A 23423-nucleotide genomic window follows, 5' to 3' on the forward strand; every position below is an offset into this window, starting at 1 on the left:
CACACAGGATAGGAGTTTAGATTATGAAAAAAATATGCGTGTTCGGTTCTTCATCGTCCGCCATAGACCAAAGTTATTTTGACGCGGCGGCGGAGCTTGGCAGGCTGATTGCCGAAAACGGCTGGGAGCTTGTGTTTGGCGCAGGCGATATGGGCGTTATGGGGCACACCGCGCGGGGTGTACAGGCCGCAGGCGGAAAGATGACGGGCGTAATCCCGGAATTTATGAATATCCCCGGTATTCCCTTTGAAGCGTGCGACGAGATGATCATCAAAGAGACAATGCGCGAGCGCAAGCAGGTGATGGAGGATCTTTCGGACGCCTTTATCGTAGCGGCGGGCGGTTTTGGCACTTTTGAGGAGCTTTGCGAGGTCGTGACGCTCAAACAGCTTTTGCGTCATAACAAGCCAATCATTATTTTGAACACCAACCGGTTTTTTGACGAACTGATCGCAATGTTTGAAAAAGCCGTGGAGCAGCGTTTCGCCAAGAAGGAGAGCCTTACGGTTTATACGGTTGTAGATACGCCGCAGCAGGCCATAGACGCGATCAAAAATTACCGCTATCAGGAAACCGGGAGCAAATGGTTTACGCCTGACAGCCCGAATTGAAACGGCACACAGGATAATTGGGGGGTCCTTTGCCGGCAGAGGAAATTAAAATGTGCAAACTTCCAATGAGCTTCAAAACCATGTTCCGGGAATCCGGCCTGGTTTACAGGAAAAATTTCAGCAGGCTTTTCATACCCCTCCTGGCCTTCCAGCTGGTGCTTTTGGTGCCACTGATGTTTTTCACCATGCCGGGGACTGTCTCCGTGGCGCGCAGCCTTTTGTTGACGCTTTCCCAAACCGGCGGGAGCAGCCTTGCAAGCGTGCTGACTGTGCTTGGAATCGTGCTGTGCGTGGCGCTGTTCGTTTCGCCGCTTATGGTTTCAAACGTGGTATATGTGATTGACAGCGATTACCACGGCAGGGATATCACTTTCCGCAATGCGGGAGCCCATGCCAGAAAACGCTACGGCAGTATGCTGCGGTCCTATTTTGCAATTATCGTGCTTCTGATTCCGCTCATTGTGGCGGCGGTAATCGTAATCGGCAATGTGGCGTTTGCGGACGGTATACTGGTAGAAACGCTTTCCGGCGGGGAGATCGCCCTTCTGGTTGGATTTGCGCTGGTGGTACTGTTTGTGGTATTTGGTATTGTATTTGTGCCTTATACGGTTGCGGTGCAGGGGCAAAAGGGCTTTAAAGCTGTTTTTTCTTCCTACCGCTATGCTTTTTTGGGGAATTTCTGGAGCAACTTTACCCGCGTGCTCACAGCGGCGCTCATCGTAGTGCTTGGCGGCGTATTGATCAACTGGCTTTCGCAGCTTCCGTTCCTCGAATTATATGAGCTGTACCTTACGGATCCTATGCTGGCCCTGCAAAACCCGCTGATGATTTTTGTAGTGCTGCTCGCGCTGGCGGCCATCATCGTTATTACACTGATTTTTCCGTTCTGGTATGCGTTTACCTATCATACCTACCAGAATGCAAAATATGAATATGAAAAGAAATATCCGCAGAATAAGGAGTAAATTTTTATGAGAGCAATCGTAAGCGTTCTCGGGCACGACCGCCCGGGCATCATCGCCAAAATTTCACACGAGCTGTTTGACGCGAACGCAAACATCCTCGATATCACGCAAACCGTACTACGGGACGAGGTGTTTGCCATGACCATGCTTGTAGACCTTTCCGCAATGAACGCATCCTTTGAGCAGCTCAAAGAGCAGCTTGACGCGGTGGGCGCGGAGATCGGCGTAGAGGTGCGCCTGATGCGCGAGGAGATTTTCCAGAGTATGCACAGGGTATAACGCCCTGCGAAAAGGAGTATATTTTTTATGTTAGACCAACAGGATATTCTACAGACAATCGATATGATCGCGCGGCAGAACCTTGACATCCGCACCATCACAATGGGGATTTCCCTTCTTGACTGTGTGAGCGACGATGCAAAAACCTGCTCGGAGCGCGTATACCATAAAATCGTAACCAGGGCAAAGGATCTTGTCAAAACCGGCGAGGCCATTGAGAACGAGTTTGGCATTCCGATCGTCAACAAACGCATTTCCGTCACGCCGATTTCCCTCATCTCGCAGGGCTGCGGGGATTACCTGCTGTTTGCAAAAGCGATGGACAGGGCCGCGCAGGAAATGGGCGTAGACTTTATCGGCGGGTATTCCGCATTTGTGCAGAAGGCCGCGACAGAGCAGGAGATGAAATTTATCGACACCATTCCGCAGGCGCTTTCTGAAACGGGCCTCGTTTGCTCTTCCGTCAACGTTGCGACAACGCGCGCAGGCATCAATATGGACGCTGTGGCCCGCATGGGCAGGGCCATCAAGCAGGCGGCGGAGCTTACTGCAGACAAGGACGGCCTTGGCGCGGCAAAGCTGGTTGTATTTGCAAACGCAGTTGAGGATAACCCATTCATGGCGGGCGCGTTCCACGGCACGGGCGAAGGCGACGCGGTGATCAACGTAGGCGTCTCAGGCCCGGGCGTTGTGAAGGTCGCGCTGGAGGATAAAAAAGGGCAGCCCTTTGACGAGGTGGCAGAGACCATCAAACACACGGCGTTCCACATCACACGCATGGGGCAGCTTGTGGCGCGCGAGGCAAGCAGGCGGCTGGGCGTACCGTTTGGCATTGTGGACCTTTCGCTTGCACCCACTCCTGCAATCGGCGACAGCGTGGCTTATATCCTTGAAGAAATGGGCCTTGAAACCTGCGGCGCGCACGGCACGACAGCCGCTCTCGCGCTGCTCAACGACGCGGTCAAAAAGGGCGGTATTATGGCTACCTCCCACGTAGGCGGGCTTTCCGGCGCATTTATTCCTGTCAGCGAGGACGCAGGTATGATCCACGCGGCGCAGACAGGCGCGCTCACATTGGAGAAGCTCGAAGCAATGACATGCGTTTGCTCTGTCGGCCTTGATATGATTGCCCTCCCGGGCGATACGCCGGATTATGTAATATCGGCAATCATCGCGGACGAAGCCGCAATCGGTATGGTCAATACCAAAACAACCGCTGTGCGCCTCATCCCTGTTCCCGGTAAAAAGGTTGGGGATATGGTGAGCTTTGGCGGGCTTTTGGGCAGTGCGCCGATTATGCCTTATAACCGGAATTCTCCCAAAGAATTCATTGCGCGGGGCGGACGGATTCCCGCTCCCCTGCATGCGCAGCGCAATTAACCGGCCCAACATGATACAGGCAGTAAGAAAACCGCAGGCGGCATTTGCCGCCTGTTTTTGTTTCCGTAATAAAATTTTTGTGTAACAATAGCTATGTGATATCATTCGTGGTTAACTCATGTGTTTGTGCCTCGTTTCACGCCACATCAGACCATTGCATTCAAAACCTGCTTTCGAGTTAAGCGGGGCCCTCTCCTGCAAAGGCGTTTTCATGCAGCGGGCTGACCTGGCGCTGGCGTTAGAGCACTCCTTATTACACAGTTTTAGAAAAGGGAGGAAAGTTATATGCCCAAAACAAGGCTGGAGGCGTTTACAGATGCGGTAATCGCAATTATTATGACCATATTGGTGCTGGATCTTGCAGTACCGGCTCAGCCGACCTTTGCCGCCTTATGGGATCTTCGTTTCAAGTTCCTGATTTATATCCTGAGCTTTGTTTCCCTCGCAATCTACTGGAACAACCATCATCACCTGTTCCAGATTTCAAAAATCATCAACGGTAAAATTTTATGGTACAACATGGCCTTTATCCTTTTCCTGTCGCTGTTTCCATTTGTAACGGCATGGGTAGACGAGCACATTCTGGAACGCGCGCCGGAAATCACCTACGGTATCGTCATCCTGCTCGCGGACATTGCATACGCACTGCTTGCCCGTGCGCTTGTGAAAGCAAACGGGCCTGATTCGGAAATTGCCAAGGCCCTGCGCGGTTACCAAAAATCAAAGCTTACGTTGTGCATTATCTGCGCGGGACTTATTATCGGTATTTTTGTTCCGGTTGCAGTCATCATTTCCGTTGCCGCGTCGCTTGTTTTATGGATCATTCCGGAAAAGCGGATTGAAAGCAGGTTGATCCACGGCTAAAGCCATTCCCTTTACAGTCCTCCCAATAAAAACAATCTGAATATATGAAACCGTCCCTATGGGCCGGCCATATTAGTCCCTGCCTCAACCGCTGTGCAAAGGGCTTTTTGTTATATAATCACTTTTTCACCACAGTTGTGACCGGTTTTGTGACCGCGGCATTATATAATAAGAACGGGCAAAAACAGATCGCGGACGAAGAACCGACAGCGAGGAAACAGAAGCAATGGAAACAGAAAAAGATACGAAAAAAAAGGCAACCTTTGTCATTCAGGTACAGTATAGGCAAAACGCCACCTGGCAGGGCCAGGTTGTATGGTCGGAAAAAAACGAGCGAAAACCATTCCGGAGCGAGCTTGAGCTGATTAAGCTGATTGACAGCGCTACAGAGCAGAGCGGGATTTAACCGGCGCGGCAACGTCCGGGTATCAAACAGCTGATTGGGGATACCTATATAGATCGGGAATATGGCAGGCAAACCGTACGTAAAAACGTGCGGTTTTGTTTTTGCAGCCGTAAAAAAGCCGTTTCAGGCATCCCTAAATATGGTATAAATAATTCGAATTTATCCCCAATTAAATACTATATCTGGTGGACTACAGGGTATATTTATGTTATAATAGCAATCGTGTTCATCTGTATTAAGCGCCCATGGCACAGGCATTAATAGGGGAAATACCGAAAGTGACGACAAGAAAGGGACTGATACCATGCAAGTGATCAAAAGAGACGGTAGCTCGGTTGATTATGACAGAAGTAAAATCATCATAGCAATTCAAAAAGCAAATGCCGAAGTGGAAGACAGTGAGAAAATATCACAGGAAAAAATAGAAGCGATTGTTGACGGTATTGAAAGCAAGCACCGTATGCGTATGCTTGTGGAGGATATCCAGGATATCATCGAGCAACGGCTGATGGACGAAAAAAAGTTTGCTCTGGCAAAAACCTACATCATCTACCGTTATTCGCGTGCGCTCGTGCGTAAGGCAAATACCACGGACGATTCCATTTTAAGCCTGATCAAAAACAGCAACAAGGACGTTATGGAGGAAAACTCCAACAAAAATGCGGTAGTCGCTGCTACGCAGCGCGACCTGATCGCAGGAGAGGTGTCAAAAGACCTTACACGCCGCGTGCTGCTTCCGGAAAAAATTTCCAAGGCACATGAGCAGGGCGTGCTTCATTTCCACGATGCGGATTATTTTTTACAGCCGATTTTTAACTGTTGCCTGATCAATATCGGCGATATGCTCGATAACGGCACCGTGATGAACGGCAAGCTGATAGAGAGTCCCAAAAGCTTCCAGGTGGCGTGCACGGTTATGACGCAAATCATTGCTTCAGTTGCCAGCAGCCAGTATGGCGGGCAGTCTGTGGATGTACGGCACCTTGGAAAATACCTGCGCCGCAGCCGGGAAAAATTCAGCAAACGGTTTCGCGAGATCCTTGGCGAAAGCGCCTCTTCGGAGACGATTGAAAAACTGACGGACGAACGCCTGCGCGCAGAGCTTCGCGGCGGCGTACAGACCATCCAGTACCAGATCAATACGCTGATGACGACAAACGGGCAGTCGCCGTTTGTGACGCTGTTTTTAAATCTTGATAAGGACGACGAATACCTTGAGGAAAACGCGATGATTGTGGAGGAAATCCTCCGCCAGCGCCTTGAGGGCATCAAAAATGAAAAGGGCGTATATGTAACGCCCGCCTTCCCAAAGCTGATTTATGTGCTCGACGAGCACAACTGCATGAAGGGTGGAAAATACGATTATGTTACAAAGCTTGCCGCCAAATGCTCGGCAAAGCGGCTGTATCCGGACTATATCTCTGCGAAAAAAATGCGCGAGAACTACGAAAACAACGTGTTCAGCTGCATGGGCTGCCGCAGCTTCCTCACGCCGTGGAAGGACGCGGACGGCAACTATAAATTTGAAGGGCGTTTCAACCAGGGCGTCGTAAGCCTGAACCTCCCGCAGATCGGCATTCTCGCAAAAGGCGACGAAAAGAAGTTCTGGGAGCTGATGGACGAACGGCTGGCGCTTTGCTATGAAGCCCTCATGTGCCGCCACCGCGCGCTCAAGGGCACAACCTCGGACGTAAGCCCTGTGCACTGGCAATACGGCGCGATTGCGCGCCTTGCGCCGGGAGAAAAAATCGACCAATTCCTTACCGGCGGATATTCCACGATATCGCTTGGCTATATCGGCCTTTACGAGGTAACCAAGCTCATGAAGGGCGAAAGCCATACCACGCCGCGTGGACAGGAATTCGCCATGCAGGTCATGAACTATATGCGCGCCGCCGCAGACCGCTGGAAGGCGGAAACGGGCATTGCGTTCGGCCTTTACGGAAGTCCTGCGGAATCGTTGTGCTACCGCTTTGCGCGAATCGACAAGGAGCGCTTTGGAACCATTGAGGACGTGACGGATAAAGGGTATTATACCAACTCCTACCATGTGGACGTACGCGAAAAAATCGATGCGTTCAGCAAGTTTGATTTTGAGAGCAGGTTCCAGAAAATCTCCTCCGGCGGGGCGATTTCTTATGTGGAGATTCCCAATATGCGCAATAACATCGAGGCGCTCGAGGAAGTCATAAAGTATATTTACGACCATATCCAGTATGCGGAATTTAATACGAAGTCCGATTACTGCCACGAGTGCGGCTTTGACGGCGAGATCATCATCAACGATGACAATGAATGGGAATGCCCAAACTGTGGAAATAAAGACCACGCAAAGATGAATGTCACAAGGCGGACGTGCGGATATCTTGGCGAAAATTTCTGGAACGTAGGCAAAACCAAGGAAATCAAAGCCCGCGTGCTTCACCTGTAAGCCATGAATTATGCAGACATCAAGCAATACGACGTTGCAAACGGCCCCGGCGTACGCGTCTCCCTGTTTGTAAGCGGCTGCTCGCACAGATGCGAGGGCTGCTTTAACCCGGAAACATGGGATTTCGAATACGGCGAGGCCTTCACACAGCAAACGATCCAGACCATTTTAGATTACCTACAGCCTTCCTATGTAAAAGGACTGACGCTGCTGGGCGGCGATCCGATGGAGCCTTCCAACCAGAAGGCCCTGTTGCCGCTTCTGCGCAAGGTAAAGGAGCTGTATCCGCAAAAAGACGTCTGGTGTTTTACAGGCTATGATTTTGAACGGGATATCATTCAAAAATGGCTTGGACGTCCTGAAACAAAAGAATTTCTTGCGTATATCGACGTGTTGGTGGACGGCGAATTTATACTGGAACAAAAAAACGTGAACCTGCGCTTCAAGGGCTCGGAAAACCAGAGAACCATACTGGTGGGCGAATCCCTGGCGCAGGGAAAAACCATATTATGGGATGATAAGACAGATTGAAAGATAAGGGGTATTCAAATGGAAAAGAAAACGGTAAACATCAAAAAACTTGACGCAAAGGCTGTCCTGCCAACTTATGGATCGGAGTATTCCGCAGGCGCGGACTTATACGCCTGCCTTGATGAAGAACTTGTTTTGCAGCCGGGCGAAACTAAAATGATCCACACAGGAATCGCAATGGAGGTGCCTGTCGGCTATGCGGGCCTTATTTATGCGCGCAGCGGCCTCGCCTCCAAGCGGGGGCTTGCGCCTGCCAACAAGGTTGGCGTGGTGGACAGCGATTACCGTGGGGAATTTATGGTCGCACTGCATAACCATTCCTCTCAGCCGCAGGCTGTCGCTCCGGGCGAGCGTATCGCACAGATGGTGATCACACCGGTGCTTGCGGTAAGCTTTAACGAGGTAGACGAGCTGGAGGAAACCGGCCGCGGCGCAGGCGGCTTTGGTTCCACGGGAACAAAATAACAGGCTGGCGCCAAAGACTGTCCCGGGCCGGGGCAGTCTTTTTTGTATCTTCAATCAGGCCTGTTGCTTGAATCCAGCGATTGCAAAGCAATCCTGTGATACGCTTTTTGGTTCCTGTCCGTTTATCGCCCTTATGCGGGTATCAGTTCCCGCTATTTTACTCACAATAAAACCGGGTTTCCATGCTTTATGGAAACCCGGTTTTCACGAAGCCGTGCGGCTCCTGCGTTTGATCAATCATTTTCTTCAGATGTTCTGCACCTGGGGATTGGGTTCTTCCTTATCCTCATCGTCATTCTCTTTATGGCCTTTTCCGGCAAATACTGCCAGCACCACCTGAACCACTGAGATTGCCGCCATCACCCATGTCCACTGGTCTGTAATTACCATGGGCAGCGTAATATCCTCTGTAAAGATGAATACAAGGACTGCCGCCAGCGTTACAACAATACTCAGTATCCTGACAAGGCCCCTTCGCTTGATCCTGCGGTCAGAGCTCTCGTCCTCCGTACGCTGCAAACGTGTCGCTTTCTGCTCGTCGTCATCTTCCTTCTCCTTGTCCTTACCAAAGAAGTAAGTAAAGAGCAATATGAACATAATGATTCCCGTCAGGAATGCCAGTATCAGGTTCAGCAAAGCCCATGACGGCGTCGTTCCATTTGACATCAACGGCACTTTGTTATCACCGATATTAACGGTGGGCGAGCTTGCATTTCCTCCATCTGACAACGGCGTATCATTTTCGGTGATCGTCGTAGTCTGCGTGTTGTCCTGTACGCCCGGATCATTTGCGTTCTCCGTCTGTGCTGCTGGAGTCGTAGCGGTGGTTCCGCCTCCTGCGTTACCAGGATCTGCGGGCGGCGTAGTGTTTCCGTCTTCCGGCGTGTCCGTTGTCCCGCCTCCGGTCGTTCCGCCGGCTGTGATCGTTAATACGCCGGGCGTTGCGGCGACTGCATAATTCGGGTTATCGCCAAGCGTTACATTGATTGCATACGTTCCCGGCTCCTCTCCTGCATCGCGTGCCAGCGAAAAGTTCAGGGCGTCTGTACCAACGAGGCCCGTCACATTGGCTGTCAGCACAGGATCCTGCGTGCCCTGGGCCTTTGCTGTATCAATCGCGGCTACCGTTGCCGGTCTTGGGGAAATCGTAAACGTTCCCTTTGCCAGCTGAATCGCCTGCACATTGTAGTTCGGGTTATTGTCGCCAAGCGTTACGTTAATTTCGTAACCGCCTGCGTTTTCCCCTGCCGTGCGGCTCAGTGTGTAATCGACCGCTTCACCGCCTGGGCTGATTACCTTTGCGCTAAGCTCCGGATCCGCATTGCCATAAACCTTGCCTGTATTGTCCGGAATAATGATTGCCTCTATCGTCTTCTGCGAGATGGTAAAGGTTCCGTCCGCAACAGTAATTGTATAGTTCTTGTTCTCCTCCGCCTTCGCAGTCACGTGAATCGGGTATGTGTCCGCATCGTCTCCTGCCTTACGCGCAACCGTATAGTTGAGCGTATCACCCGCAATAACGGTTCCATTTGTAACCGTTGCGGTCAATTCCGGATCGTCGGTTCCATAAATCTTGCCGTTATTGTCAGCGCTCAGCGTTACCGGACGCGGGGAAATCACTAAGGTTCCGCCCGTCCCCGGAACGATGTCATAATTCGGGTTCTCGCCCGGTACCAGCGTCAGGTCATAGCTGCCTGCGTCGTTACCCGGGACACGCTCTACGCTGTAGTCCAGAGTATCGCCTGTAACAAGGTCTGGAGCATTCACACCATAAGAATCCGGATCAGCGTCGCCGTATACCTTTCCTGCCGTATTCGGCGTTACGGTAATCTGCTTCTTATCGATCGTCAGCTTTCCATCCGCCGGGGTTATGCTGTAATTCTTAGAAACCTCATCCGCCTTGACCGTCGGATGGATCGCGTAATCCTTGCCTGCGTCCTGTCCTGGCTCGCGTTGCAGCAAACAGGTCAGCACGTCGCCCTGCACAAGCTCTGACACCGTCGCTTTAAACTCCGGATCAGCGTCGCCATACGTTTTGGTATAAGTTCCCGCAGCCACCGTAATCGGTTTGCGCGTAATCTCAAAGTTGCCTTCCTTTGTCGTTATGGCATAATTCTTGTTTTCCCTTGCCGATATGTGGATCGTGTAGCTTCCTGCATTCTTTCCAGCCTCACGGTCGAGGTCGCATATCAGTTTATCATTTCCTACAAGCCCCATACTGTTCGCATCCTGATCATTCGCGAGCGCTGTCGCACTCAGCTCAGGTATGGCCGTGGATCCATATTCCATGGTCTTGTCGTCAGCCTTTACCGTAACGGGGCGCGGCTTGATTACAAAACTGCCTTCCGTCGTCGAAATCCTGCTCACGTCATAATTCGGATTGTCGCCCAGCTCTACGGTAATCCTGTAAGTCCCGGCGTCTGTTCCGGCTTCCCGCTTCATCGTATAGTTAAGCGTTTCGCCCTCCGGGATTCCCGTTACCTTCGCATCCAGCTCAGGCTCATCCCCGCCATAAAAAATTGACGTGTTATTGGGACTGATCGTTATCTCTGTCGAGAGCGGCGTGACCGTAAATTTCCCTGTCCCAAGCGTAATATTATAGTTCGGATACGCCGCTTTATTCACATTTACACTGATAGTATACGGTATGTTCGCCATTTCGCCTGCTACGCGGCTCAGTGTATAGTCAATCTTATCCCCATTTACAATGTTATCCATCTGAACTGTCGTCAGCGGAACAGGATCAGGATCGCCGTATGCCTTTGTATTGTTGTCAGGCGTGATTGTTAAAGGCCTCTGCGTAATCTCGAGCTTGCCTTTTCCTGTTTCAATGATATAATTCTTATTTCCTCCATCATTGACTGTGAGCTCATATTCTCCCACGTTCCTGTTATCCGGATCTGTCCGAACAACGTCATAATTGAGCGCATCGCCCGCAAGCAGTCCGTCCGCATCGATCCGGACGTCCCGTTTCAGGTCAAAATCATCGCCATACACAGTTTGCGTATCCTTAGGCGTCACTGTAATTGTCTTTTTGCCAATCGTGAGCGTGCCCGGCGCAGGCGTAACCGTATAGTTCGGATTGCTGCCCGCAAGCACCCTGATTTCATAACCGCCTGCGTCTGTACCCTGCTCGCGTTCAAACGTATACAGGAGCTTATCGGTGCCCACAAGCGTCCCGGAAGTCACCTTCGCCGTATAGGACGGATCAGAGTCCCCATACGTGATGGACTGGTCGTCCGCAGTAAGGGTAACGGGGCGCGGATCGATTTTGAAATCATTTTTCGTCACTTCAATGTTATAGTTCCGGTTGACAGCAGACGTTTCATCCAGTACGGCGCTTATCATGTATCTGCCCACATCCTTGACGTCCGCTTTTTCACGCTGGAGCGTATAGCTGAGTACGTCGCCGTTGATCGTTCCGGATACCGTTGCGTGGAATACTTCTTCCGTCTGGTCGCCATATTCGCGCATGGCATGCGCGATTTCGATGCTCGCCTGCTTTTTGGTGATCGTAAAATCAGCTGTTGCGGATGTGTCGATGTTTCCGTAATTTTCATTTCCATCAAGCAGCTCAACGCTGATTTTATACGTACCTACCGTCCCGCCCGGCACTCGAACCAAACGGTAATTCGGCATTGGGCTGCCTTCCGGCACTCCAGTTACGATGGCCGTAAGCTCAGGCTCATCGTCCCCGTAAATCTTGGTATTTCCCTGTGGGATGATCGCTACCTGCGTCGTAAGCGGGCTGATCCTGAAGGTTCCGGGCTCCGTAGAAATATTGTAATTCGGGTTGTCCGCCGGATTTGCCGTCACTGTAATCGGATAGGTACCTACGGTTTCGCCTGCTACGCGGCTCAGCGAATAAACCGGAACCGTTCCTGTTCCAGGATCGGTATATACTGCCGTCAGCGCCGGATCTTCCACCGTGCCGAACATTTTGCCCTTGTTGTCCGCAGTGATTTTTACGTCGCGCTTTGTGATTGTAAACACGCCGGCACTCGGAACGATTTCATAATTGGCGTTATCCCCCGGCGTAATTGTGATCTGGTAACCGCCGTCTTTCACGTCTTCGCCAGCTTCACGCGTAACCGTATAGTGAAGCATGTCGCCGTTGATGGTCGCCCCTGTCGTCGCTGTAAGGCTTTGCTGATCAGGATCGCCGTATGTTTTACCCGTATTGTTGGGCGTTACCTTCACCTTCATTTTATCAACGGTCAGCGTCCCCGGCATAGCATTCACATTGTATTCTTTTGTTACGTCTGTTTTGACGCCATTGATTACGCGGTAAATAGATGCCTGCGCGATCTCGTTTGCATGTGAGCCAGCATTTGTCTGCGTGCTGTCCGGCTTCATTGAAACTTCAACCGTATCCCCGGATTTCAGCGCCGCAAGGCTTTGTTCCGTCACGCCGTTTGCAGTCAGCGGCTGCCCGTCATAAGGTTTGCCGGCCGATAACGCCGTAATCGTTACCGTTGTTTTTTGTTCAAATTTTGCCGTATAGGTTGCGTTTGCCGTAACCTTGCTGTCCTGTCCCGGAATTTCCTTATCCCATCCCTCAAAATAATATCCATCCTGCGCGACCGGCGTTGGCACAACTATGCCCGCTGCCTGCCATGTTGTTCCCTCCAGTATATTCGCATAGCTGGCCCGGCCCGTGAGGGATCCGCCGCCCGCTGCCTGGAAGCTGACTGTAAACAGCTCCGTCCATTTTGCCGTCATCGTCTCGTCGCCTGACGGCGTATAGGCCGTTCCCGCTTCATAAAGCCCGCCCTGAGAGGATTCCCATCCTGCAAATACAAATCCGGGGCGCGTAAAGGTGTTTTCATTCGGCAACTGGGTAGAGGTGCCTTTTTTGACATAGCTCGTTACGTTCTGTTGGCTGCTGCCTGTGTAGCCGGGCTTGTACGTCATCAGGTACGAGCTGTTTTTCTCAGCAAACTGCGCCGTAAGGATTGTATTGCCCTGAACCTCCATAACGGTTCCCGCATAGTAAACCTTACCGTCCACGCTGCTCTTCCAGCCAATGAACGTCTTGCCGTCCACGCTCAGAGCTCCGGTATTCCCTGCAACCTTATATTGCGTTCCGAGCGCATACTCCCCGCTCGCAACCGGTACCATTCCCGTTGCCGCTTCTCCCTTGTCGTAGGTAATTGTAAAGTTTCCAACCTTCCACAGTGCAAAGAGGTCATAGCTTTTGTTAATCGGCATATCCGCCGAGAATGGCATGCGTTCCGTTCCCTGCAACCAATACCAGCCAATAAATTCGCCATATCCGGGTACGCTTGTATTGGCGGTCAGCGAATATTGCATACCGTCCACCGTCATCGTAACCGGTGTGGAAAGATTAACATAATTGCCTGTCGCCACTCCCTGCGTATCGAGCGGCGATCCTCCTGCAATGCTGCCCTGCCGGTCGTAGAACGAGACAGTATTCGCACTTGATTCCCACTTTGCAAAAAGCGTCATTTCTGAAATCCTGGAAACCGTCGCATTATTGCCGTAAATATATGTGGAAACCGTATCGTTTTCCCAGTCAACCGGGTTTTTATAGTTGGAATCATAATACCATCCGGCAAAGGTGTATCCATCTTTTTGCGGATCTGCCGGCAGGTATCTCTTGATATCCTGTCCATGCTTCACATTATTGACAGACGATATGGCGCTGCCGCCCTGCGAGTTATATTTTAGCGTCAGTGAACTTCTATTGTAGTAGAAATCGTAGCGGACGCTGCCATCAGGCTGTGCAACCGCATCCGTATACCCGCCCCTGATCATTCCGTTGATGTCCTTGGCTGTAAGGGTATCGTCTTTCCTGAGTTTAAGCGTCTGAGACAGGCTTTCATCCCGTACATATTTCCTGCCGTAAATACCGCTATTAAGGCCGCCATTATATGCCTTGGCTTCCTCTACCGCGCTTTCGCCCTCCTGACCGTCAAGTGCCTCAAACCAGTAATTCACATGCACAGTCATAGGCGTCGAATCATATTGGATATACCATAAGGCACTGCGCTGTCCGGGTTTATAAGCTTCGTTCGGGATCAAATCAGGTGAAAGCGTCAACCGTTTGGTTACCATTGAATCGCCTACACCGGCCCCGCCCACACGCACCGTATACGACATCCATGAGGTCGGCTGCATTTCCATAACGCCGCCGTCCTTATAATTGGTCAATTTCGTATTCACGTTAAAAGACGGCCACAGGCTGCTGATGTCCTGCTCATACTTCGCATCAAACTCGTACACTACCGTTTTGTTATCCGGATTGTCGAATGTTTTTGTACCGGACCATCCTTGCGGCGAAGCGCTCAGCCATTCCCAGGTAAGCGAATCCCCCACTCCGTAATTGGCTCCCGAATCATATGGGCTATACAGTATAAACTGCATCGTATATACAATGCGGTCGTAACACACGTTTACCACGCTCAATCCATTTCCCTGGATTGTCGTTGGAATCGTTTTTCCATATTCAAAGAACTGTACCCCAGGCATATTTCCCACTGCTTCTGTTTGCGTGATATCCGTTATTTCCGTACCGGCAAGCGTTTTCCCGCTTCCTGTTGCATAGGAAACATAATCCTGCGGCCAGCTCGGCGTACCGGAAATGTTGGGCTTTTCCGTCCAGTAAATTATGCTGTAAGAAACCTCCGAAGCCTTCCACACCGCATGCAGGCGGAGTGTGTCGGTAACCGGCGTTGTGAAATCATATTCCGGGCCGCTGATCACTGTAGACCAATGTTGAAACGTATAGCCCTCGCGCGTCGGGTTTGTTTCCGGCTTCGCTACCGCCTCGCCATCCTTTACAAGCACCGGTTCTATCTGCGTGCCTTCCGAATAAAAATATGCGTACCACGAACTGCTGAATACAGGAATCAGCGTAACATCCTTTGTAAGCGGCGCAGTAAAGTCAAACCTGTCGCCCGTCTCGCTGTCCGCCCAATACATAAACTGCCTGGAATCCGGCGCAATAATAAAGTCGTCAGCGTTCGGTTCCTCCACGGTGTCTCCCGGCGCCGCGCTCAACGTTTTTACAACTGCGTTGTCAGCGTCGAGGAAATAGACAAAAACCGCCTGCTGCTCAAATTTCGCATAAAGGTTGATATGCTCTGTAATAACATCCTCCGTATCAAACGCCGTCTCAAGCTCCGGATCCATAAACCAGCCCAGGAAAGCGGATGCGCCCTGCGGCCACATGCTGCTGTCCGGTGCGTCAGGCATATTGATCTTTCCGTCAAATACAGGAATCCTGTCGCCATACGCCGCACCGCCAACGTAAAGCGTTACAAACAACTGTCCCTCAGGATCTGCCATCGCAGCAGCTTCATCCTCCTGATCCTGCACCTGCTCAAACTGCGCGTAAAGCTTCAGGTCTTCTGTAATTGCCCGGCCTGCGTCAAACTTCTCGCCGTCTTCCTTCTGCGTATACCATCCTTTGAAGGCCATGCCTTCCGGAACCTTGTCGGCAGCCAGTGCATCCGGCTGCGCGATCTTACCGTCCTGCACCGCAATCGGCTCCAGATACTGGTCGTCTCCAACAAAGAGCGTTACCGTATATTCCTGTGCCACAGAAGAAGTGTCCAGGATTTCATCCTGTTGTACTTCGCCCTGTTGTACATCCTGCGCGCCAGAGGCATCCCCTTCGCTCTGCGCGGCAACTTCCACAGTACTTGCAGAAGTGTCGCCGGTCGCAGCCAAAACGCCCGTCTGGAACGCAGCCAAAAGCGTCACCAAAACGAGGACGAATCCCACAAGCCTGCGAAGCGTCTTTTTATTGACTACAGCCGCTTTCTTCTTTCCTCTTCTGGAGCGCTCTCCATGTTCGAATGAATATTTCATACCATTTCCTACTTTCCTTATCGCTCATGCACAGTTATGTTGCAGCATATTAACAAATAGTAGCTCACTCTGTGTACATGAAAATGTTTGCTGCCAGCGTTTCCTGCAATGTTACCTGCGTAACCATTTGAGAAGCCGCTATCAATGTATACCTGATAACCAATGTATGTTTTAAAGCCATTATATCTTCGCTCAGTCTCAAAAGCAGTCGCATTTTGCTTTATTTATTTACTTTTTCAAAACGTTTTTTATCCATAATCCGAGTCCACACAATGTTATTATCGAAACCTTTTTCAAAATATTTAGCGATAAATTAAAAAATTTTGCGGGCAAAAATAAAATGCCTGAAAAGCAGCGGTTTTCAGGCGTTTTTTGATACATTTTTATTTGGAGATATATTCTATAACGGGCTTTAATTCAGGGGAGCGTCCATAGATTCCTGCAATAAAAGGACAAAAAAACACCTGCCAAAGGCAGGTGTTTTGAATCTGCTCTACTTATTTCATCAGCGATTTCATGTAATCCGCGTAGCCCGCGAAAGCAATCCCCGGCTCTTCCAGGGAAAGGTCCCAGCGTTTCAGCCACTCCAGAGAATAAAAACCGTCAAAGCCTGTCGCGTTCAGCTGCTCAATGCACTCGCGCACCGGAAGGTCTCCATAACCAACCATCGTATACCTGAGCTTGCCGTTTTCGATCACAGAATCCTTTATATGCACGTGGCGAATCAGGTCTCCAAGCATACCGACCGTCTGCTCCGGACTTTCTCCAAAATAACGGTACGGATGGTGGATATCCCACAGCACGCCAATATTTTCTTCGTCAGCCGCGTTTAAAAGCTCTGTCATGCGCTTTGAATCGGCAAAGAAACCGTTCGTCTCCACAAGGACGTTCACATCCTTAGCTTTGGCATACTGTGCAACGTCTTTCACGCGCTTTGCGATTTCCACCGTATTGAGCTCGCCGCTCTGCTCCGGGCCGAAATCCCCCAGCACGCGGATATTTTTAATATCCATGTCATGCGCCGTATCCACATAGGCCTTGGCCAGGTAGAGCACGTCGTCGATATGGTTCTGGTCGTTCATATAACATGCGGATGTAAGGCAAGCGACCGTAAGCCCCTTCTTTGCGAGCAGCGCCTTCGTTTTCTGCGCGTTCGCAGGTGAAAATTCCGGAATACGCGTTCCATCGATTACATTTCCCACACCGCGAATTTCAATGCCGTCGTAGCCCATATCGCACGCTGTGGAAATAATATCGGAAAAGCTCCATTCAGGGCAACCCAATGTGGAAAAACATAGTTTCATATTCAATCCTCCAATGCTTCGCATTCCTTTTTCTTATTTTATCATAATGCTATTTTGTTTGCAATTATATCATCATTTATACCTCATATGTATAAAGGTAAAACTCAGAGGGCCGCCCGTCCTGCTCCGCGCCGGTAATTCCCTTTTGCGTTGCAATGCGGCGGTAGCCCAAATGGTCGTAAAACCCATAGTTGCAGAAACTGTCGGACATGAGGTAAATAAACTTTGCGCCGCTTTCCCGCAAAAAATTATTGAACTCAAACAGGAGCTTTTTGCCGATTCCCTTTCCGCGCACCTGGCGGGCCGTGGCAAACAGCACAAGCTCGCCGTCAAACTGGCCCTCGCGGTGAGCCATCAGCTTTTCGCCCAATCCGGAAATCCGTTTCTGTATTTCGAGGCCCTCACGCGCATCTTCCATAAATTGCAGCCGCAGCCGGTTCCAGAAAACTCCCAGGGAGTGGTACAGCTCCCCGCGTCCGGCAGGCCGTTTATCAGACCTCCCAAACAAAAAGCCGACGATTTTTCCGTCCCGCAAAGCAATCCGCGTATAGTTTTGGGCGCACAGGTACGAGTGCATCAGCATCTGGAGCAAAACCTCCAGCGCACGCTCAGATTTCACATACCGGTCAAAATGCCAGATATCGCACAGAATCCGCTTGATCTGCGGATAGTCCTCCTTTGTGATTGGGCGGTAAATTACGTCGTCCATTGCGTTTCCTTTGATCCTTTGTCGTTCTCTTCATCTTAACGCGGGGCTTGCATGAAAGCAAGAAAAAATTTATACTGTTTCGTATACCAACCAATCAATGAAAGGCGGTAATTTTATGCGGAAAAGTTTTAAATATTATATGCCGACGCGCATCCTGTTTGGGCCGGGATCGCTTGGTAAACTCTCGCGGCAAAAGCTTCCGGGGAAACGGGCGCTGATCGTCACAACCAATGGCACGTCAGTCGTAAAATACGGTTATCTGGATACGCTCACAGGGCAGCTTCAGGAAGCGGGCGTGGAATTTGTGCTGTTTAACAAAATCCTTCCAAACCCCATCAAAGACCACGTGATGGAGGGCGCGCAGCTGTGCAAAGAGTACAGGCTCGATTTTGTCGTGGGCCTTGGCGGTGGCAGCGCGATCGATGCGGCAAAAGCCATTGCCGTTATGGCTGCAAATCCGGGCGACTACTGGGATTATGTTTCTGGCGGCTCCGGAAAAGGCCAGCCTGTTCCAAACGCCCCGCTGCCCGTGGTGGCAATTACGACCACAGCGGGAACGGGCACCGAGGCCGATCCGTGGACGGTTACCACAAAAACGGAAACCAACGAGAAAATCGGCTTTGGCTATGACGGGACATTCCCCGTCCTTGCGGTGGTTGATCCGGAGCTTATGGTATCCGTACCAAAATATTTAACGGCCTGCCAGGGCTTCGACGCCCTGTTCCACAGCACGGAAGGCTACCTTTCCACCGCGGCGGACGCACTGGGGGATCTTTATTCCTACCGGGCGATTGAGCTTGTAGGGAAAAGCCTTGCGAAAGCAGTGCAGGACGGCGCCGACATCGACGCAAGAAGCGATATCGCCCTTGCAAATACGCTTGCGGGCATGTCCGAATCGACTTCGGGTTGTATTTCGGAGCACAGCCTTGCCCACGCGCTTGGCGCGTACCACCAGAACCTTGAGCACGGGGCTGCGCTCATTGCAATCAGCGCGCAGTATTATACCTTCATGGCAAAAAGCGGGGCATGTGACGAGCGCATGGTCAAAATGGCCCGGGCTCTTGGCAAAGAGGATGCAAGGAATCCAATGGATTTTGTGGACGCCCTTGTGCAGCTGCAAAAGGACTGCGGCGTTGCGGATATAAAGCTCAGTGAATACGGCGTGAATTATGACGAGCTTCCAAAATACGTTGCAAATGCGCGCGAAACCATGGGCGGCTTATTTGAAGCCGATCCCGCCGAGCTAAGCGATGCGGCTGCTCTTGAAATCCTGCAAAAATCCTACCGTTAAACCTGGATTCTGCGCTTCCCCGTCAATAGCGGATTATGAAAAAGCACCATGCGATTGCACGGTGCTTTTTTAGTACATCGTTATTCACCCCGCGTTTTCTGCGGCTTCGGCTTCCCGTTTTCCCTTCCTGTAGCATACCGCAAAGGTAATTGTAAAAACCGCCGCAAGTATGACCATAGAAAGCAAATATGCGATCGAAGCGCCCATCAGCCCTCCCACCGGTACCAGCACCGCCGAAATGACAAGCGCAAGTGCAAGCGTAACGGAATATCCTATCAACACAAATTTTTGCTTACGCAGCACGGTAATACCATAAAACATCAGCGTCACGACGGCGTTGAAGCCTCCGCCCAGTATCAGTATCAACAGCTCCGTTCGGTATTGCGCCAAATCCGCAGCATAGAACCAAGACAGCACGGGTATCCCCAGGAAATAGCCGGCAGCCTCCACGGCAATCGTCAATAACGCCACAGCCAGCAGCAGTTTTCCGATAATTTTTAAGAGCAGCTTTTTCTGGTTACTTCCCCACACTTCCGCCATCGTTGTGACCATGGGCTTAAAAATAAACGTACTGAACAGGTTGATCACAAACGCGGGCATAAACAGATAATTAAAATACGCCTGGAAATATTCCGCGGGCATATAGGTGTCGATGGCATACTTTGGCGCGTTGTTGATATAAAGCAGCATGAACGAACCCAAAAACAACGGGAAACATACCCACAGCAATTTTTTGATTGCGGAACCGTTCCATGAAAATTTCCCGATAAAAAAATTGCGGAATACGGTTAGGTTAAAGCAGGCAAACCCCACTGCAGCCGCAATAATCGCAACGGCGCAGGCAGTTACAAGGTTCCTCGTAAATAATAATGTGAGGATAAAGGCAACCATGGAAGTGGCTACCCGCAAAGCAAGCGACTTTCCTGCAACGTCCAACCGTCCGTTTTGCTGATATAATCCGTGAAAAACATCTTCGAGTGCGTCGAACATTTTAAAAACACACACAAGCACTACGATCAGGGCTTTTTCCGGTGTATAACCGCTGAGCCAGACAAAAAACACGCTTGCAACAATCATCAGGATGCAGGTAAGTATCCGCGACATCAGGTAATCGCTGAATGAATAAACCTTTGTAATATCGGTTGCCTGGAATGCGCGCATCTCGTAGTATCCAATGGTAAGCATCATTTGCGCGGTGCTGAAAGCGAGCGAAAAAATACCGGCGTCGGTCTGCCCGCTGATCCTTGTTACAGCAAACAACAAAAAGACAGACGCAAGGGCGTTCATCACGCTTCCGATGATATTCCAAAGATAAATCTTCCGTTGCAGGTGATCTGTATTGCCTAATAAAAGTCTATTCATCCCCAAAATCCAGTACCGCCGGAAAATGATTTTTTCGTTGCCCTTCCGGCGGCAAGACCATATAATCTCCATATTGGCGCCGCAAAAGCTTGTCTACCTCACCAGGCAAATATAGCTTAACGTCCTCAAAATCATATTCTTTCAGCGGAAAAACATCGTCTTTCCTGTAAACTGCAATCAGGGGATCAGTGTCTCCCATGTATGCAATCGATTCTGTTTCCTTATCCTTATAGCGCTGTACAGCCGCGCAGTATTTACGGTACAACGAACTGTTTTTCACACGAAAAAGCACAAGAAAACCATGTACTACCGCGCATGCGGCATGAACCAGCTTTCCTTTGATTCCGCCAAAGGGAAGATAGGGATAAGGAATGAGCCTTAATATCATCAGCTTATTATACAAAAAAGCCTTACGTGCCTGCTTCTTCAGCTCTGCCTCATCGTCCGGCGCGTTGTCAAACGCGTAAACATCCAGAAAAATCCCCAGCTTGCATTTCAGGCCTTTCAGCGAATAATCCTGAAATCTTGTGCCGTTGAGCATAATCCGCGACGTCATCAACGGATAATTTTCATCCTTTGAGGCATTGATCACGGTATATTTATCCTGCCATTCCGTATCGATAATGTGCAGCAGTTTATCATAATCCGCACGCGGAAGGCATACGTCGATGTCATCATCCCATGGGATGAATCCCTTATGGCGAATTGCGCCAATCGCCGTCCCCCACATCGCAAAATAGGTCAGGTCGTGCTTTTTGCAGATATCCTGAAAATCCTTTAAAATCCCCAGCTCCTTTTGCTGCACCTTTTTTAGCGTTGCCTTATCGTATTCGCGTTCCATAGCATATCCAATCTTTTCACATATGATTTTAATATTATATCATCTTTGCATAACGGAAACAATGCGCATCAAAAAACCGGCAGCCGATGACTGCCGGTTTTTTTGTCCTTTTTACAGCGTCTGCTCAAATTCGTCAAGCGCCTTGCCAAATTCCTGCATGCAAACGTCCACAGGCTCGCCGCTCGCAAGATCCACATGTGCGATCTTCAAAAGCTCGAGCGGATAATCGCTTCCACCGGAGGAAAGGAACCTGATGTAATCCCTTACCGCGTTCTTTTTGCCGGACAGGATATCGGATGCGATCTTTACCGCGCACGAGAAGCCCGTGGCATATTTATAGACGTAAAACGCATTATAGAAATGCGGGATACGCGCCCACTCGAAAGAGATCGTATCGTCGCGTACAACCTGCGGGCCGTAATAAAGCGCATTCAGGTCTCCATACATCGTACACATACTTTCGTGCGTAAGCGCTTCGCCCTCCTCCACCGCCGCATGTGTCATTTTTTCAAATTCCGCGAACATCGTCTGCCTCACTACCGTGGTGCGGAACTGGTCGAGGTAATGGTTAAGCACATACCTGCGCGCGCCGGGTTCCTTGACCGTACCCAGCAGGTGATGCGTAAGCAGAATCTCGTTGACCGTACTCGCCACCTCCGCTACAAATATCTCGTAACCGGCCTTTGCTTCGGGCTGGTGCTTGTTGGAATGGTAGGTGTGCATCGCATGCCCAAGCTCGTGCGCGATTGTGAACACGCTGTCAAGGTCGCCGCGGTGGTTGAGCAGCACATACGGATGCACGCCGTATACGCCCCACGAATAAGCGCCGCTTGTTTTACCGGGCGTTTCGTATACGTCGATCCAGCCGGTGTCCTGCGCCTGCTGCAGCAGGTTTCCATATTCCTCGCCCAAAACGGCAAGCCCCTCTTTTACAATATCCATCGACTGTTCATAAGAATATTCGCCGTGGTCTTCCTTCACAAGAGGCGTATAAATATCATACATCGCAAGGTCGTCGATTCCCAGCGCCCTTTTGCGCACATCCACATAGCGGTACATCGTAGGAAGGTTTTTGTGGATGGTCTCGATCAGGTTATCGTAAAGCGAAACGGGCACGTTATCGGAAAACAGCGATTTTTCGATTGCGCTTCCATAATTTCTCGCCCGTGCGTAAAACACATCCTTTTTTACGCTGGAGGAATACGTCGCCGCGATTGTGTTGATCATATCTTTATAAGACTGGTAATAAGTTTCATAGGTATTTTTACGCACCTCGCGGTCCGGGCTTTGCATCATGACGATATATTTGCCATGGGAAAGCTCCACTTCCTTTCCATCCGCGTCTTTTACGGTGCCATACTTCATGTCCGCATTGTCGAGCATGGAAAAAATATCCTTAGGCGCGCCCGCCATTTCCGCAGTCATAGAAAGCAGCTTCTCCTCTTTTGGGGAAAGCACGTGCTTTTTCCCGCGGATCAGCTCCCGCAGCATAAAATCATATGGCGCAAGCTTTTTATTTCCCTTTACGTTATTATCACATTTATTGCATTTGCCGCCTTTTTTGCAGGTCTTCGGATCCCTGTCCTTTTTGCAGTGCTGCCCGGCGTCCCTGATATAGCCCTCCAGCACGCCGTCCTTTAAGGCCAGCAGCGCAGGGCTCACAAACGAAAGCGCGCTTCCAAGACGCACATTGAGGTCCATTGCCCGCGCGGTCATTGCCTGATAGGTCGTATTCGCGTTGTTCTCGTCGCGGCGCATCCGGGCGTATACAAAAAGGTTCCCCGCAATATGCTCCATTGCCTCTATGGATTCGAGCGCTGCGGCAAGGCTTTTTTCATCCTTTGTCAGCGTTTTCCTGATATGGGGTATTTCGGAAAACAGCCCTTCCAGCTTTTTGTAGTCCGCCTCCCATGCTTCATCCGAAGGATAAATGTCCTCAAGCACCCATTTATAACGGCTGTCTATCTGATCCCTTGTTTTTTCTTCCATTGCGATCGAATCTCCTTTTATGAACAGAATAAAATAAAAAACGTCGTTTTTATTTGATGATGCCACGCATTGCGGGGCTTATGTCCTTGTGCAAAAACGGAACATAACACAGCTCATGCCATTCCAAACGCGTTTCGCGCTGCAAAAACCATCGAATGC

The 23423-nt window shown here is 50.5% G+C and carries 16 protein-coding genes; 10 read left to right on the forward strand and 6 right to left on the reverse strand.

Annotated features, from left to right (window positions below; all coding sequences use genetic code 11):
- Positions 1-23: 23 nt before the first annotated feature.
- From ACS5WU_RS08615 to dut, 9 genes are all read left to right on the forward strand, one after another.
- Positions 24-611 (forward strand): LOG family protein, encoded by a 588-nt coding sequence (locus ACS5WU_RS08615; RefSeq protein ID WP_052740442.1) that lies wholly within the window; start codon positions 24-26, stop codon positions 609-611.
- Positions 612-676: 65 nt separating this feature from the next.
- A complete protein-coding gene (locus tag ACS5WU_RS08620) occupies positions 677-1576 on the forward strand; it encodes a DUF7847 domain-containing protein (protein WP_465089101.1) in 900 nt (299 codons plus the stop codon).
- Positions 1577-1582: 6 nt separating this feature from the next.
- Positions 1583-1855, forward strand: a complete 273-nt coding sequence (locus ACS5WU_RS08625) for an ACT domain-containing protein (protein ID WP_046443371.1) — start codon at positions 1583-1585, stop codon at positions 1853-1855.
- A 27-nt stretch (positions 1856-1882) separates the two neighbouring features.
- Complete coding sequence (locus tag ACS5WU_RS08630) at positions 1883-3235, forward strand: PFL family protein (protein WP_046443372.1); 1353 nt, start codon at positions 1883-1885, stop codon at positions 3233-3235.
- 285 nt (positions 3236-3520) lie between these two features.
- The gene (locus ACS5WU_RS08635) at positions 3521-4099 is read left to right on the forward strand and encodes a TMEM175 family protein (RefSeq protein WP_302760117.1); all 579 of its coding nucleotides are present in this window, start codon (positions 3521-3523) and stop codon (positions 4097-4099) included.
- A 226-nt stretch (positions 4100-4325) separates the two neighbouring features.
- Positions 4326-4505, forward strand: coding sequence for a hypothetical protein (locus ACS5WU_RS08640; RefSeq protein ID WP_046443374.1), 180 nt, complete (start codon positions 4326-4328; stop codon positions 4503-4505).
- Positions 4506-4809: 304 nt separating this feature from the next.
- Positions 4810-6936, forward strand: a complete 2127-nt coding sequence (gene nrdD / locus ACS5WU_RS08645; protein ID WP_046443375.1) for an anaerobic ribonucleoside-triphosphate reductase — start codon at positions 4810-4812, stop codon at positions 6934-6936.
- A gap of 3 nt (positions 6937-6939) precedes the next feature.
- Positions 6940-7467, forward strand: a complete 528-nt coding sequence (nrdG, locus tag ACS5WU_RS08650; RefSeq protein ID WP_046443376.1) for an anaerobic ribonucleoside-triphosphate reductase activating protein — start codon at positions 6940-6942, stop codon at positions 7465-7467.
- An 18-nt stretch (positions 7468-7485) separates the two neighbouring features.
- Positions 7486-7932, forward strand: coding sequence for a dUTP diphosphatase (gene dut / locus ACS5WU_RS08655; RefSeq protein WP_046443377.1), 447 nt, complete (start codon positions 7486-7488; stop codon positions 7930-7932).
- A 246-nt stretch (positions 7933-8178) separates the two neighbouring features.
- On the opposite strand, the gene ACS5WU_RS08660 is transcribed toward dut, so the two are convergent.
- From ACS5WU_RS08660 to ACS5WU_RS08670, 3 genes are all read right to left on the reverse strand, one after another.
- Positions 8179-15768 (reverse strand): MBG domain-containing protein, encoded by a 7590-nt coding sequence (locus ACS5WU_RS08660; protein ID WP_465089102.1) that lies wholly within the window; start codon positions 15766-15768, stop codon positions 8179-8181.
- A gap of 497 nt (positions 15769-16265) precedes the next feature.
- Entirely contained in the window at positions 16266-17072 is an 807-nt protein-coding gene (locus tag ACS5WU_RS08665; protein ID WP_046443379.1) for a sugar phosphate isomerase/epimerase family protein, read from the reverse strand.
- A 76-nt stretch (positions 17073-17148) separates the two neighbouring features.
- Entirely contained in the window at positions 17149-17781 is a 633-nt protein-coding gene (locus ACS5WU_RS08670) for a GNAT family N-acetyltransferase (protein ID WP_046443380.1), read from the reverse strand.
- A 115-nt stretch (positions 17782-17896) separates the two neighbouring features.
- On the opposite strand from ACS5WU_RS08670, the gene ACS5WU_RS08675 reads away from it, so the two are divergent.
- Positions 17897-19072, forward strand: coding sequence for an iron-containing alcohol dehydrogenase (locus ACS5WU_RS08675; RefSeq protein ID WP_302760458.1), 1176 nt, complete (start codon positions 17897-17899; stop codon positions 19070-19072).
- A gap of 84 nt (positions 19073-19156) precedes the next feature.
- Here ACS5WU_RS08675 and ACS5WU_RS08680 read toward each other — a convergent pair whose 3' ends face one another.
- The 3 genes from ACS5WU_RS08680 to pepF all read right to left on the reverse strand — a co-directional run bounded on the left by ACS5WU_RS08680 (position 19157) and on the right by pepF (position 23264).
- The gene (locus ACS5WU_RS08680) at positions 19157-20434 is read right to left on the reverse strand and encodes a lipopolysaccharide biosynthesis protein (RefSeq protein ID WP_059109352.1); all 1278 of its coding nucleotides are present in this window, start codon (positions 20432-20434) and stop codon (positions 19157-19159) included.
- The gene (locus ACS5WU_RS08685) at positions 20427-21275 is read right to left on the reverse strand and encodes a LicD family protein (protein ID WP_302760459.1); all 849 of its coding nucleotides are present in this window, start codon (positions 21273-21275) and stop codon (positions 20427-20429) included. Before ACS5WU_RS08685 ends, ACS5WU_RS08680 begins: the two co-directional genes overlap by 8 nt.
- Positions 21276-21386: 111 nt before the next feature.
- Positions 21387-23264: an oligoendopeptidase F gene (pepF, locus tag ACS5WU_RS08690; protein ID WP_046443384.1), complete on the reverse strand. Its 1878-nt coding sequence runs from the start codon at positions 23262-23264 to the stop codon at positions 21387-21389.
- Positions 23265-23423 lie beyond the last annotated feature (159 nt).

The organism is Christensenella sp. KGMB01412, assembly GCF_055522415.1.

Bases quoted from the DNA above. Each gene is read 5' to 3' on its own strand.
- dut (WP_046443377.1), top strand. From the start codon at position 7,486: ATGGAAAAGAAAACGGTAAACATCAAAAAACTTGACGCAAAGGCTGTC.
- ACS5WU_RS08665 (WP_046443379.1), bottom strand. From the start codon at position 17,072: ATGAAACTATGTTTTTCCACATTGGGTTGCCCTGAATGGAGCTTTTCC.
- ACS5WU_RS08630 (WP_046443372.1), top strand. From the start codon at position 1,883: ATGTTAGACCAACAGGATATTCTACAGACAATCGATATGATCGCGCGG.
- nrdD (WP_046443375.1), top strand. From the start codon at position 4,810: ATGCAAGTGATCAAAAGAGACGGTAGCTCGGTTGATTATGACAGAAGT.
- nrdG (WP_046443376.1), top strand. From the start codon at position 6,940: ATGAATTATGCAGACATCAAGCAATACGACGTTGCAAACGGCCCCGGC.
- pepF (WP_046443384.1), bottom strand. From the start codon at position 23,264: ATGGAAGAAAAAACAAGGGATCAGATAGACAGCCGTTATAAATGGGTG.
- ACS5WU_RS08635 (WP_302760117.1), top strand. From the start codon at position 3,521: ATGCCCAAAACAAGGCTGGAGGCGTTTACAGATGCGGTAATCGCAATT.
- ACS5WU_RS08675 (WP_302760458.1), top strand. From the start codon at position 17,897: ATGCGGAAAAGTTTTAAATATTATATGCCGACGCGCATCCTGTTTGGG.
- ACS5WU_RS08670 (WP_046443380.1), bottom strand. From the start codon at position 17,781: ATGGACGACGTAATTTACCGCCCAATCACAAAGGAGGACTATCCGCAG.
- ACS5WU_RS08660 (WP_465089102.1), bottom strand. From the start codon at position 15,768: ATGAAATATTCATTCGAACATGGAGAGCGCTCCAGAAGAGGAAAGAAG.
- ACS5WU_RS08620 (WP_465089101.1), top strand. From the start codon at position 677: ATGAGCTTCAAAACCATGTTCCGGGAATCCGGCCTGGTTTACAGGAAA.
- ACS5WU_RS08640 (WP_046443374.1), top strand. From the start codon at position 4,326: ATGGAAACAGAAAAAGATACGAAAAAAAAGGCAACCTTTGTCATTCAG.
- ACS5WU_RS08685 (WP_302760459.1), bottom strand. From the start codon at position 21,275: ATGGAACGCGAATACGATAAGGCAACGCTAAAAAAGGTGCAGCAAAAG.
- ACS5WU_RS08625 (WP_046443371.1), top strand. From the start codon at position 1,583: ATGAGAGCAATCGTAAGCGTTCTCGGGCACGACCGCCCGGGCATCATC.
- ACS5WU_RS08680 (WP_059109352.1), bottom strand. From the start codon at position 20,434: ATGAATAGACTTTTATTAGGCAATACAGATCACCTGCAACGGAAGATT.
- ACS5WU_RS08615 (WP_052740442.1), top strand. From the start codon at position 24: ATGAAAAAAATATGCGTGTTCGGTTCTTCATCGTCCGCCATAGACCAA.